General features: G+C 73.0%; 14 protein-coding genes and 1 pseudogene. 5 read left to right on the forward strand and 10 right to left on the reverse strand.

Annotation, left to right across the window (positions count from 1 at the left end; translation table 11 throughout):
• Positions 1–78: 78 nt before the first annotated feature.
• From HCN56_RS18605 to argC, 6 genes are read right to left on the reverse strand one after another with little or no spacing between them, the layout of a single operon-like run.
• Positions 79–438, reverse strand: coding sequence for a VOC family protein (locus HCN56_RS18605; RefSeq protein ID WP_167972632.1), 360 nt, complete (start codon positions 436–438; stop codon positions 79–81).
• Positions 439–461: 23 nt separating this feature from the next.
• On the reverse strand, positions 462–986 hold the full coding sequence (locus tag HCN56_RS18610) for an arginine repressor (RefSeq protein ID WP_167972634.1): 525 nt from the start codon (positions 984–986) through the stop codon (positions 462–464).
• 37 nt (positions 987–1,023) lie between these two features.
• Positions 1,024–2,262 (reverse strand): acetylornithine transaminase, encoded by a 1,239-nt coding sequence (locus tag HCN56_RS18615; RefSeq protein WP_167972636.1) that lies wholly within the window; start codon positions 2,260–2,262, stop codon positions 1,024–1,026.
• Entirely contained in the window at positions 2,259–3,260 is a 1,002-nt protein-coding gene (argB, locus tag HCN56_RS18620) for an acetylglutamate kinase (protein ID WP_245246725.1), read from the reverse strand. The genes HCN56_RS18615 and argB overlap by 4 nt, the downstream gene beginning before the upstream one ends.
• Positions 3,257–4,408, reverse strand: coding sequence for a bifunctional glutamate N-acetyltransferase/amino-acid acetyltransferase ArgJ (argJ, locus tag HCN56_RS18625; protein WP_167972638.1), 1,152 nt, complete (start codon positions 4,406–4,408; stop codon positions 3,257–3,259). Before argJ ends, argB begins: the two co-directional genes overlap by 4 nt.
• Positions 4,405–5,433: an N-acetyl-gamma-glutamyl-phosphate reductase gene (gene argC, locus HCN56_RS18630; RefSeq protein ID WP_167972640.1), complete on the reverse strand. Its 1,029-nt coding sequence runs from the start codon at positions 5,431–5,433 to the stop codon at positions 4,405–4,407. The genes argJ and argC overlap by 4 nt, the downstream gene beginning before the upstream one ends.
• Before the next feature lie 370 nt (positions 5,434–5,803).
• On the opposite strand from argC, the gene HCN56_RS26575 reads away from it, so the two are divergent.
• The 4 genes from HCN56_RS26575 to HCN56_RS18645 all read left to right on the forward strand — a co-directional run bounded on the left by HCN56_RS26575 (position 5,804) and on the right by HCN56_RS18645 (position 8,601).
• A complete protein-coding gene (locus tag HCN56_RS26575; protein WP_245246726.1) occupies positions 5,804–6,277 on the forward strand; it encodes a hypothetical protein in 474 nt (157 codons plus the stop codon).
• A 29-nt stretch (positions 6,278–6,306) separates the two neighbouring features.
• Positions 6,307–6,831: a HEAT repeat domain-containing protein gene (locus HCN56_RS26580; RefSeq protein WP_312871295.1), complete on the forward strand. Its 525-nt coding sequence runs from the start codon at positions 6,307–6,309 to the stop codon at positions 6,829–6,831.
• A gap of 100 nt (positions 6,832–6,931) precedes the next feature.
• Positions 6,932–7,939, forward strand: a complete 1,008-nt coding sequence (locus HCN56_RS18640) for a hypothetical protein (RefSeq protein ID WP_167972642.1) — start codon at positions 6,932–6,934, stop codon at positions 7,937–7,939.
• On the forward strand, positions 7,918–8,601 hold the full coding sequence (locus tag HCN56_RS18645; protein WP_167972644.1) for a hypothetical protein: 684 nt from the start codon (positions 7,918–7,920) through the stop codon (positions 8,599–8,601). Before HCN56_RS18640 ends, HCN56_RS18645 begins: the two co-directional genes overlap by 22 nt.
• A 215-nt stretch (positions 8,602–8,816) precedes the next feature.
• Here HCN56_RS18645 and HCN56_RS18650 read toward each other — a convergent pair.
• The 4 genes and pseudogenes from HCN56_RS18650 to HCN56_RS18665 form a co-directional block, all read right to left on the reverse strand.
• A pseudogene (locus HCN56_RS18650) lies at positions 8,817–9,038 on the reverse strand (hypothetical protein); the annotation flags it as partial.
• A gap of 144 nt (positions 9,039–9,182) precedes the next feature.
• Positions 9,183–9,599: a VOC family protein gene (locus HCN56_RS18655; protein WP_167972646.1), complete on the reverse strand. Its 417-nt coding sequence runs from the start codon at positions 9,597–9,599 to the stop codon at positions 9,183–9,185.
• Positions 9,600–9,609: 10 nt separating this feature from the next.
• Positions 9,610–10,029, reverse strand: a complete 420-nt coding sequence (locus HCN56_RS18660) for a helix-turn-helix transcriptional regulator (protein ID WP_167972655.1) — start codon at positions 10,027–10,029, stop codon at positions 9,610–9,612.
• A gap of 157 nt (positions 10,030–10,186) precedes the next feature.
• Positions 10,187–10,609, reverse strand: a complete 423-nt coding sequence (locus HCN56_RS18665; RefSeq protein WP_167972648.1) for a DUF5997 family protein — start codon at positions 10,607–10,609, stop codon at positions 10,187–10,189.
• Positions 10,610–10,662: 53 nt separating this feature from the next.
• Here HCN56_RS18665 and HCN56_RS18670 point away from each other — a divergent pair.
• On the forward strand, positions 10,663–11,310 hold a 648-nt coding region (locus HCN56_RS18670), incomplete at its 3' end, for a LysR family substrate-binding domain-containing protein (RefSeq protein WP_167972650.1).

The raw sequence follows: 11,310 nt of genomic DNA on the forward strand, positions 1-11,310 counted from the left end.
GCGGACCGGCGCGTTCCCGACACCGGGCGCCGCGCCGGTCCGCGGTCCCGCGTCGCACCGGCCCCCGCGGCCGCCGGCTCAGCCCGCGGGCGGCTGGTGCAGACCGAACGGCGAGCCCTGGTCGTCGCGGCAGAGCCGGAAGCGGCCGTACCTCGCCTGCTGCTCGGCGTCGCCGTCGATGTCCATCTCCTCGACCACGCCGCCCAGTTCACGGACGGACACCAGGGCCCGGTCCATGTCGTCCACCCGGAAGAAGAGGTACGGCGCACTGCCCGGGTCGCCGCCGTGTACCCCGCCGGGGACCGAGGAGCCCTCCACGGTCAGCCCGCCGCCGTCCGGACCCGGCGCCATCGTCCACCCGAACAACCCGCCGTAGAAGGCGCGGGCCCGCTCCGGGTCCTCCACGCCGAGTTCGAAGAACGTGATCTCACCGGACATCGCTGACCTCCCGGGTGGGCGCCTCAGCGCTCTTTCTGCGCCAGCCGCAGCAGGTGGTCCGCCAGCGCCCGGCCGCCGTCCGGCTCCCGGCTGATCAGCAGCAGGGTGTCGTCGCCGGCGATGGTGCCCAGCACCACGTGGAGCTCGGCCTGATCGATGGCGGAGGCGAGGAACTGGGCGGCCCCGGGCGGGGTGCGCAGGACCACCAGGTTGGCGGATGCCTCGGCCGAGATGAGGAGTTCACCGGCGAGGCGGGCCATCCGCTCCTCCTTCACCGACTCCCCCAGCGGCGCCCGGGGGGTGCGGTACCCCCCTTCGCTCGGCACGGCGTAGATCAGCTCGCCGGCGTCGTTGCGGATCTTCACCGCACCAAGCTCGTCGAGGTCCCGGCTGAGGGTGGCCTGGGTGACGGCGAGGCCGTCGTCGGCCAGCAGCCGGGCGAGGCGGCTCTGGGAGCGCACCGCCTGTCTGCCCAGGATGTCCACGATCCGCCGGTGGCGGGCGGCCCGCGTCTGCGGCACCGCCGGCCCGCTGTGCTCGTCGGTCATGCTGCCTCTCCGGCTCGTCGGCTCGCTCGGCCCTCGCTCACGACGCCGCGGTCGTCGCTGCCGCCGCGTCGAGGACGCGCGGCAGAGCACCGACGAGGGCGTCCACCTCGGACTCCCCGACGATCAGCGGCGGCGCCAGCCGGATGACGTCCGGCGCCACGGCGTTCACCAGGAACCCGGCGTCCTGAGCCGCCTGTTGCACCCGCGGTGCCACCGGCTCGGTGAGCACGATACCCAGCAGCAGCCCCGCGCCGCGCACGTGGTGGACGAGTGGGTGCGCCAGTTTCCCGACCGCCGACCGCAGCCGCTCGCCGGTCTCCCGGACGTGGGCGAGCAGCCCCTCGTTCTCGATGGTGTCGAGCACCGCGAGCGCGGCGGCGCAGCTGACGGGGTTGCCGCCGAAGGTGGAGCCGTGCTGACCGGCGCCCAGCAGGGCGGCGGCGGGGCCGAAGGCGAGCGTCGCACCGATCGGCATGCCGCCGCCCAGCCCCTTGGCGAGGGTGATCACGTCGGGTTCGACGCCGGCCGCCGCGGTGGCGAGCCAGTGGCCGGTGCGGCCGATGCCGGTCTGGATCTCGTCGGCCACCAGGAGCGTGCCGGTGGCGCGGGTGATCTCCCGGGCCGCCGCGAGGTAGCCGTCGGGGGCGGGGACGACGCCGTTCTCGCCCTGCACCGGTTCGACCACGAACAGCGCGGTCTCCTCGGTCACCGCGGCGCGCAGCGCGTCGACGTCGCCGTAGGGGACGTGGGTGACCTCGCCGGGCAGCGGGAGGAAGGGCGCCTGCTTGGCGGGCTGGCCGGTGAGCGCCAGCGCGCCCATCGTCCGGCCGTGGAACCCGCCCTGGGTGGCGACCATGCGGGTGCGGCCGGTGCGGCGCCCGATCTTGAGCGCCGCCTCGTTGGCCTCCGCGCCGGAGTTGGAGAAGTAGACCGCGCCGGGACGGCCGGCGATCGCCAGGAGCCGCTCGGCGAGCGCGACGGTCGGCTCGGCGGTGAAGAAGTTGGAGACGTGCCCCAGGGTCGCGATCTGCTCGGAGACCGCCGCGACCACGGCCGGGTGGGCGGTGCCCAGCGCGTTGACGGCGATGCCCCCGAGGAAGTCGAGGTAGGCCTTGCCGTCGGCGTCCCACAGCCGGGTGCCCTCCCCCCGGACCAGGGGGATGCGGGGGGTGCCGTAGGTGTCCATCAGCGCGCCCTGCCAGCGGGCGGTGAGCGCGGTGTTCCCGCCGGGCGCGGCGGTGGCGGCGGGTGCGGTGCCGGCCGGTGGGGCGGTCATGCGGGAACCTCCTGCGCGTGGGGCGGGGCGGGGGTCGTGCGGCTGTCGTCGTCGGGAACGACCATGGTCCCGATCCCCTCGTCGGTGAAGATCTCCAGGAGGATGGAGTGCTGCACACGGCCGTCGATGACACGGGCGGTGCGGACGCCGTTGCGGACGGCGTGCAGGCAGCCCTCCATCTTCGGCACCATGCCGCTCGCCAGTGACGGCAGGAGTTCCTCCAGCTCGGAGGCGGTCAGCCGGCTGATCACGTCGTCGCTGTGCGGCCAGTCCTCGTAGAGCCCCTCGACGTCGGTGAGGACCATCAGCGTCTCCGCGCCGAGCGCCGCGGCCAGCGCCGCGGCGGCGGTGTCGGCGTTGACGTTGTAGACGTGCGCGTCGTCCGCCGACCGCGCGATGGAGGACACGACGGGGATGCGGCCGTCGGCCAGCAGCGCCTCGATGGCCCCGGTGTCGGTGGCGGTGATCTCCCCGACACGGCCGATGTCGACCAGCTCCCCCTCGATGCGGGGGCGGTGGCGGGTGGCGCTGAGGGTGTGGGCGTCCTCACCGGTGAGGCCGACGGCGAGCGGTCCGTGCTGGTTGAGCAGGCCGACGAGCTCGCGCTGCACCTGGCCGGCGAGGACCATGCGGACCACGTCCATCGCCTCGGGCGTGGTGACCCGCAGCCCGGCGCGGAACTCGCTGACCAGCCCGTGGCGGTCGAGCTGCGCGCTGATCTGGGGGCCGCCGCCGTGGACGACCACGGGGCGCAGGCCCGCGTGGCGCAGGAAGACGACGTCCTGTGCGAAGGCCGCCTTGAGGTCGTCGTCCACCATGGCGTTGCCGCCGAACTTGATGACGACCGTCTTCCCGTGGTGGCGGGTGAGCCAGGGCAGCGCCTCGATGAGGGTCTGGGCCTTGGGCAGCGCCGTGTGGCGCCGGGCACCGGGGCGGCCGGCGGGAGCGGTCTCGGTGGGGGCGGGATCGGTGGGGCCGGTCGGCAGGGGCTCGCTCATGAGGAGTACGCGCTGTTCTCGTGGACGTAGTCGGCGGTGAGGTCGTTGGTCCAGACGGTGGCGGCCTGCTCGCCGGCGCGCAGGTCGGCGGTGATGCGGACCTCGCGGTAGCGCATGTCGACCAGGGAGCGGTCGGCGCCGGCCGCGCCGTCCTCGCAGACCAGGACGTCGTTGATGGCGACGTTGAGCCGGTCGGGGTCGAAGACGGCGGAGGTGGTGCCGATCGCGGAGAGGACGCGCCCCCAGTTGGGGTCCTCGCCGTGCACGGCGCACTTGAGGAGGTTGTTGCGGGCGATGGAGCGCGCCACCTCGACGGCGTCGTCCTCGGTCGCCGCGCCCACCACCTCGACGCGGATGTCCTTGGAGGCGCCCTCGGCGTCCTTGACCAGCTGCAGGGCGAGGTCGGCGCAGACCTCGCGGACCGCCTCGGCGAACTCGTCGGGGCCCGGCACGACCCCGGAGGCGCCCGAACCCAGCAGCAGCACCGTGTCGTTGGTGGACATGCAGCCGTCGGAGTCGACCCGGTCGAAGGTGGTGCGGGTGGCGGCGCGCAGCGCCCGGTCCAGGGCCGCGGAGTCCACGTCGGCGTCGGTGGTGAGCACCGCCAGCATGGTGGCCAGGCCCGGGGCGAGCATGCCGGCGCCCTTGGCCATGCCGCCGACGCTCCAGCCGTCGCGGCCGGCGACGGCGGTCTTGTGGACGGTGTCGGTGGTCTTGATCGCGATGGCGGCCTTCTCGCCGCCGTGCTCGCTCAGCGCGTCGGCGGCGGTGGTGACGCCGGGCAGCAGTTTGTCCATCGGCAGGCGGACACCGATGAGGCCGGTCGAGGCGACGGCGACCTCGGCCGCACTGACCTCCAGCACCTCCCCGACACGCTCGGCGGTGGCGTGGGTGTCCTGGAAGCCGAGCGGGCCGGTGCAGGCGTTGGCGCCGCCGGAGTTGAGGACGACGGCGGCGACCGTGCCGCCCTTGAGGACCTGTTCGGACCAGTGCACGGGGGCGGCCTTGACGCGGTTGGCGGTGAAGACGCCGGCGGCGGCCCGGCGGGGGCCGCGGTTGACGACGAGGGCGAGGTCGAGCCCGCCGCTGTCCTTGATCCCCGCGGCGACACCGGCCGCGTGGAATCCCTTCGCCACGGTCACACTCATGGGGCCACTCCGGTGGTGGGAAGTCCGAGCTCCTCGGGGAGGCCGAGGGCGATGTTCATGCTCTGCAGGGCGCCGCCGGCGGTGCCCTTGGTGAGGTTGTCGACCGCGCTCACCACGACGATCCGGCCGGCGTCCTCGTCGAGGGCGACCTGGAGCAGGGCGTTGTTGGAGCCGGCGACGGCGCCGGTGGCCGGCCACTGCCCCTCGGGCAGCAGGTGGACGAACGGCTCGTCCGCCAGCGCCTTGGCGTAGCTCTCGCGGAGGGTGTCGGCGGTGACGCCGGCGCGGGCGCGGGCGGTGCAGGTCGCGAGGATGCCGCGCGGCATCGGGGCGAGGGTGGGGGTGAAGGAGACGGTGACCTTCTCCCCCGCCACCGCGGCGAGGTTCTGGGCGATCTCGGGGGTGTGGCGGTGGGCGCCGCCGACGCCGTAGGGGCTCATCGATCCCATGACCTCGCTGCCCAGCAGGTGGGGCTTGGCCGCCTTGCCGGCGCCCGAGGTGCCGGAGGCGGCGACGACGACGGCCTCGGGCTCCGCGAGCCCGGCGGCGAAGGCGGGGAACAGCGCCAGGGTGACGGCGGTCGGGTAGCAGCCGGGGACGGCGATGCGCCGGGTGGTGCGCAGCGCCTCGCGGGCGCCGGGGAGTTCGGGCAGGCCGTAGGGCCAGGTACCGGCGTGCGGGGTGCCGTACCAGCGGGTCCACTGGGCGGCGTCCCGGAGCCGGAAGTCGGCGCCGCAGTCGACGACGAGCACGCCGTCGCCGAGCGCCTCGGCGACGGCGGCCGAGTGGCCGTGCGGGAGGGCGAGGAAGACCACGTCGTGTCCGGCGAGGACCTCGGTGGTGGTGGGTTCGAGCACGCGGTCGGCGAGCGGCGGGAGGTGCGGCTGGAGTGCGCCGAGGCGCTCCCCCGCGTTGGAGTTGCCCGTGAGGGCACCGATCTCGACCTCGGGGTGTGCGAGCAGCAGCCGGAGGATCTCGCCCCCGGCGTACCCGCTCGCTCCCGCCACCGCAGCGCGCACAGCCATGTCCTCCTCCGACGGAACCAGAAGGCATGACTATACGGACAGCCGCAGATATATGCAATACGCTGCACGCACCCGTCCCTGGCCCGTTGCGACCGAGATTTTTACTTGGCGGACGAGCGCAGTAGTTGGCGGATCTTGCTTCGGTAACGCTGCGTTGATGGGACTTGGCGCTCTCGTTGGCCCTAGAGCGTTGCAGCTAGCCCGTGCCTGCCTGCGACTGAGCTCGGCAGGTGGCCTTTGAGCATTCCGGTTGGCCCCTGTGCATGATGGGTGGCCCCGTACGAGCCGCTGGATCACCGCGGAGAGGCTTCCGGTGGGCCGCCGGGCCAGCCATGATCAAGTTCCGGGGATTCGACAGTTGGGGTGTGACGTGGACTGGCGGACCGATCCGACGTTCGAGATGTGTCGGCAAGTGACGGACGGGGCGGACTTGGCCTCGTTCTCGGGAGGTCCGTTCGACGTACGGGCGGCGGTGGCCAGCATCCTGCCCGAGCCTCGACTGGCCTTGGACTTGGATGCCGTCCCGTGGGGTAACTTCCCCCATGGGTACGACGTCCGGGAGGCGGTTTATCTCCTGCGCGCCGGCGGCGAACCGGTCGTGGATGCGACGGGTGTGCTGTGGGGCCTGTGCGCCGACGACAGCCGGGCCGCCGCTGCCCTTGCCGTGCCGTTCCTCATTCCCCTCGCCATCAACGCCCCCCACCCACACCGCACTGCCGCCCTCGCAGTCCTCTCCGGCCCCGCCCGTGCCAGGCATCACGGCGTCGCCTCTCGCGAGGAGTTCCTCCTCCACCGCAACGATCCCCGGCGCCACGCCCCCGATACCCACGACGACTACGGCTAGGAGGTGACCGGCATCCGGCCGGCTGGTCGGTGGCCGCCGCCCGAGCCGCGATCACCACCGCCACCACCGCGCTCCTTCCCCTTCTTGGAGACTCCGACCCCACCGTCCGCGTCGACGCCGCCGACGTCCTGGCGACCGCCGCCGACCCCGCCCACACCATCCGGACTGCCTTGGCCAACGGATTCGCCACCGAAGGCGACGCCATGGTCCGCGCCGCCCTGCTCCTGGCCGCCGCCGAGATCACCCGGGCCCACCCGTACCCGCCGGCTGTCAGGTGGCTGCGCGAACGGTGGCACGACCGAGCGGAGGCCCCCGAAGTCCGTCTGTCGGCGGCGGTCGGCTGGCTCTGCATCACCGACCAATCCGCACCGGAGGAACTCCGCCGGGCCGTCGACACCCTCGCCGACAACGAGCGCGCACACGCCATGGAGGCCCTGCCGTGGATGAGCGCCGCCTCGGGCGCCAACGAACCAGGACTCCTGCGCTGCAGACGCTGCATGCTCCACCCAGAAGAACCTGACCCGGAAGAGGTCCTCTGGGACTCCTTGTTCTGAGCAACCGGTCGGCCAACTACCGTACTCGGCCCGACTACCCGACTTGGGCGCCCACCGCCCCGGCTCCTGGGGTTCCTGAGCTGGGCGTTAGCCTCAGCGGATGGTTCCTGAGCCGCCACCGAAGGTCATCACGCGTCTCCGCGACGGGCGGATCCACGCCTACGTTGTGGGCTCCGGCGTCTACGGGACGCTGGAGCCCACAGCGATTTTCCAACCGCGGAATGGCGAGGAGGTCGTAGCGTCGGTCGTCCGGCAGGATTTGGAGCGGGTCGTGTACACGACGCTGAACGAGGTCGTCTGCCTTACGCGCGCCGACGACCTCATGTGGGCCTCGGACTTCGAACCGCGCTCTGACGTACGCCATGGCCACCGGCCTAACTGTGTGCCGTCGCGGGACGGTCGGACGGTATGGGTCTACCGGCCGGACGCGATGGCGGGCCGCGGGGGCGGGGACCAGTGGGTCGTGCACGATGCCGACAACGGTGCGGTTCTCGCCCGCTGCGAGCTGGAGACGGTCGGGCACGGCGCCTCCCACCACGTGCACCCCGTGGACGGCAGCATCTACCTCAACATCGGTGAGGGCCAGGACGGCTCTGTCATTCTCCGGGGCACGGTTGGGGTGGGCAGCGAGCCGGAGTTCGTGACGTACCCGTGGCAGGACCGCTGCCTGATCGACCTGGCTCCCTCCGGGCGTCAGTTCATGACCGTGGACCACGGGCAGGCGGACGTCGCCTTCCATGACCACGCCAACGGGGACGTGCTCTTCACCTTCCCTGTCGAAGCCTTCGGGTACGACCCGGAGGAGGCCTTCGTGGAATGGAGCGGCGGCTACCTGAGCGAGTACACGGCCATCGTCACCCTCGGCGGTGAGAGTCAGGACGAGGAGGAGTGGTTCCGTCACCACCTGGTCGACGTACGCACGGGCACCCTCAGCGGCAAGTTCACCGTTGAGGCGAGCAACCCGTACGAGCTGGTGCCCCTGGGCGACGGTTCCTGGCTCACCGGCGGCCCCGGCGGCGCCCCTGTCCGTTGGTCCAGCGCTCAGCAGCCGTCGGCACCGCCGCACCCGGCCGCACCGACCTCTCCATGCGGGGGGCAGCAACCGTGACGGCGGACCCCCGAGTGCCGGTGATTCCTCAGGCGCCTGAGGGCTTGAGCCGGCGAGCTCGTTACTTCGTTGAGGGACACGGGCTGCGTGTTCCACACCGCGACCTCAAGCTCTTCCGGGAGGCGTGGCTCAAGCAAGGGATTCCGGATGCCGAGATCGACCGGGCTGTCGCCTTCCAAGAGCGCTGGGGCGGTCTCGCCCTGCCCCCGGCCCCCGAATACGAGGGCGGCCCGCGCGTTCTGGAAGCCGATGCCCCGGAGGGCTCAGCCGCGAACGGATGGCGGTTCCCGGCTGGCGACTGTCGTGTCTCCATGGCCCACGGGTTCATGATCGGGCCAGGAGGTGAGTTCGGGATCGACGCTGACCACTGGACGCCGCTGCACGCCAGCACAGAGGGATGGGTGGAAGCCCTGGCACTGGCCGGCCACGCGGGCCGCTGGGCCAAGACCATCACGAAGATCAAAGGCAGCGCCGTCGAGGACCTGAACCTCGACGGATTCGAGCCGGTACCCGAAGTCCAGGGACTCGCTGACACCTGGTGGCGGGGCAAGGACTCGCTTATCGCCATCTACCGCGGCGAACCCTCCGGCTTCGGCGCCCCCCACTGCCTGAAGGCGCATATCTACGGCGGACTCGATGCATGGGGCCTGGCCGGCAACTGATCCCCGAACGCCGAGCCCTCGGTCCCGCCGCTGAGCGTTCGGGTTGCCACGGGGGCCAAATTGCAGCGCTAATCAGAACACGGTCCGCCAGGTAAAGATCTCGGTCACTGCCCCGGTCGGGGCCTCATCCTCCGAGCCAGGCGGCCAGGTGCTCGCCGGTGAGGGTCGGCGCCCAGCCGCTGCTGGTCCACGACGATCGCCGTCGTCAGCCCCTACAGCACGTCGACCTCGGGCCGGGCCGGCGTCGGCATGAACCCCTGCACGAAGGCGCTGTAGGTCTCGTTGATCAGCCGCTGCGACTCCGCGGCGACCGTCCCGAAGGCCAGGGAGCTCTTGCCCGATCCCGAGACGCCGGTGAAGACCGTCAGCCGCCGCTTGGGCAGCTCCACGCTGACGTCGCGGAGGTTGTTGACGCGGGCGCCGTGGACCCGGATCACGTCGTGGCTGTCGGCCGCCGCGGCCGCCTCTCCCGGCGGTCGCGTCGGCGGCGCTGTCGGCCCTGCTCAGCGTTGTCGCCCCCACGGGGTCGGTGCGGGCCGCGCCCCGTTCGGCGCGGCCCTGCGGTCGGTGGTGCGCCCTCGCTAGCCGCGGCGCGGCTGGGTGAAGCGCAGCATGTTGCCGGCGGGGTCGCGGAAGGCGCAGTCGCGCACGCCGTAGGGCTGGTCCACCGGCTCCTGGAGCACCTCGCCGCCGGCGGCCCGGACGCGTTCGAAGGTGGCGTCGCAGTCGTCGGTGGCGAAGATGACCCCGCGCAGCATGCCCTTGGCGAGCAGTTCCGCCATGGCACGGCGGTCCTCCGGCGCGGCGTTGGGGTCGGCGAGCGGCGGTTCCAGCACGATCTCGACGTCGGGCTGGGAGGGGGACCCCACGGTCACCCAGCGCATGCCCTCGAAGCCGACGTCGTTGCGCACCTCCAGTCCGAGGGCGTCGCGGTAGAAGGCGAGGGCGCGGTCGTGGTCGTCGACGGCGATGAAGCACTGCGCAAGCTTGATGTCCATGGGTCCGACGCTACGAGGGCCCGGCGGAATCCGCTTCTTCGATGCTGACCGGTCGGGCCGGCACGGCCGGGCGGTCGGCGGCAGCGGTGCGGCGCGGGCGGGTGCCGACCTTGGCGACGCAGGCGGGGACGGCCGCGCCCGCGTCGTGGCGACGGGCGCGGTAGGCGCTGGGGCTCTCCCCCACCAACTCGGTGAAGCGGCTGCTGAAGGAGCCGAGGGAGGTGCAGCCCACCGCCAGGCACACCTCGGTGACGCTGAGGTCGCCGCGCCGCAGCAGGGCCTTGGCACGTTCGACCCGCCGGGTCATGAGGTAGGCGTACGGGGTCTCGCCGTAGGCGGCGCGGAAGCTGCGGGAGAAGTGCCCGGCGGACATGAGCGCCACCGCGGCCAGCGCGGGAACGTCCAGCGGCCGGGCGTAGTCGCGGTCCATCGTGTCGCGGGCCTGCCGCAGGCGTCTGAGGTCGTCCAGGTTCACCCCTCGAGCATCGCACCGGCGCCGGTGCCGCGGCGGTCGGGGACGCAGCGGAGCGGCGGCGGGCCCGCACCGGGGCCGGCCGCCGCTCCGTCGTCCGTGGGTCGGCGGGCGCTCAGCCGCGCTTCGGGCCGCCGGTGCCGTCGGCCTGCTCGGCCCGCTTCTGCTTGAGGCGGACCGTCTCACGGCGCACATCGGCCTGGGTGGTGCGCTCGCGCTCCAGCCACTCGGGGCTCTCGTCCCGGAGCGCCTGGATCTGCTCGGTGGTCAGCGCCTCGGTGACCCCGGCGCGTGCCAGCCCGGAGATGGAGACACCGAGTCTGGCGGCGACCACCGGGCGGGGGTGGGGTCCGTCCCGCCGCAGGTCGACGAGCCATTGCGGCGGGTCCGCCTGCAGCGCGTCGTACTGCGCGCGGGAGACGGTGCCCTCCTGGAATTCCTCGGGGGTGGCGGCCAGGTACACGCCCAGCTTCTTCGCCGCCGTCGACGGCTTCATCGACTGGCTGCTCTGCTGGGACCCGGTCTGCTGCGACGTCATGGGTCCAGGGTAGCGATCGCGGCCGGGCCGACCGCCGCCGGTAGCCTGGGACGGTGACTGGTACCGGGGATCCGCAGACGTTCCGACTCCTCTACGTCCCCGGCGTGACGCCGGGGAAATGGGTGCGGACCTGGAACGAGCGGATGCCCGCGGTCCGACTGGTGCTGGAGCAGTCGCCGCCCGCGGGCGCGGCGCAGGCGTTGCGGGAGCTGCGGGCGGACGCGGGACTGCTGCGGCTCCCCGCGGACCGCGACGAGCTGAGCGTCATCCCGCTCTACACCGAGACCACGGTGGTGGTCGTCCCCAAGGACCACCTCGTGGCGGCGGCCGACGAGGTGACGACGGCCGACCTCGCGGACGACGTCGTGCTGCACCCCCTGGACGACACCCTGCCGTGGGAGGCACCGCCCGGGCGGCCCGCGTTCCAGCGGCCGGAGACGACCGAGGACGCGGTGGAGCTGGTGGCCGCCGGTATCGGACTGCTGGTGGTGCCGCAGTCGCTCGCGCGGCTGCACCACCGCCGCGACCTCACCTACCGGCCGGTGACCGACGCCCCGCAGTCCGGGGTCGGGCTCGCCTGGCGGGAGGACACCACGACGGACGACGTGGACGACTTCATCGGCATCGTCCGCGGCCGCACCGCCAACAGCACGCGCGGGCAGCGGCAGCAGCGGGCGGAGCCCGCGCCCGCCGACCGGGGG

The sequence above is a fragment of the Streptomyces lonarensis genome (assembly GCF_012033735.1).
In the GTDB taxonomy this organism is placed as follows: domain Bacteria; phylum Actinomycetota; class Actinomycetes; order Streptomycetales; family Streptomycetaceae; genus Streptomyces; species Streptomyces lonarensis.

Excerpts from the sequence above, each read along its gene's own strand:
- HCN56_RS18640 (WP_167972642.1), top strand. The coding sequence starts at position 6,932 with ATGGTTCCTGAGCCGCCACCGAAGGTCATCACGCGTCTCCGCGACGGG.
- HCN56_RS18665 (WP_167972648.1), bottom strand. The coding sequence starts at position 10,609 with ATGACGTCGCAGCAGACCGGGTCCCAGCAGAGCAGCCAGTCGATGAAG.
- argB (WP_245246725.1), bottom strand. The coding sequence starts at position 3,260 with ATGAGCGAGCCCCTGCCGACCGGCCCCACCGATCCCGCCCCCACCGAG.
- argC (WP_167972640.1), bottom strand. The coding sequence starts at position 5,433 with ATGGCTGTGCGCGCTGCGGTGGCGGGAGCGAGCGGGTACGCCGGGGGC.
- HCN56_RS18610 (WP_167972634.1), bottom strand. The coding sequence starts at position 986 with ATGACCGACGAGCACAGCGGGCCGGCGGTGCCGCAGACGCGGGCCGCC.
- HCN56_RS18605 (WP_167972632.1), bottom strand. The coding sequence starts at position 438 with ATGTCCGGTGAGATCACGTTCTTCGAACTCGGCGTGGAGGACCCGGAG.
- HCN56_RS18615 (WP_167972636.1), bottom strand. The coding sequence starts at position 2,262 with ATGACCGCCCCACCGGCCGGCACCGCACCCGCCGCCACCGCCGCGCCC.
- HCN56_RS18655 (WP_167972646.1), bottom strand. The coding sequence starts at position 9,599 with ATGGACATCAAGCTTGCGCAGTGCTTCATCGCCGTCGACGACCACGAC.
- HCN56_RS18645 (WP_167972644.1), top strand. The coding sequence starts at position 7,918 with ATGCGGGGGGCAGCAACCGTGACGGCGGACCCCCGAGTGCCGGTGATT.
- argJ (WP_167972638.1), bottom strand. The coding sequence starts at position 4,408 with ATGAGTGTGACCGTGGCGAAGGGATTCCACGCGGCCGGTGTCGCCGCG.
- HCN56_RS18660 (WP_167972655.1), bottom strand. The coding sequence starts at position 10,029 with ATGGACCGCGACTACGCCCGGCCGCTGGACGTTCCCGCGCTGGCCGCG.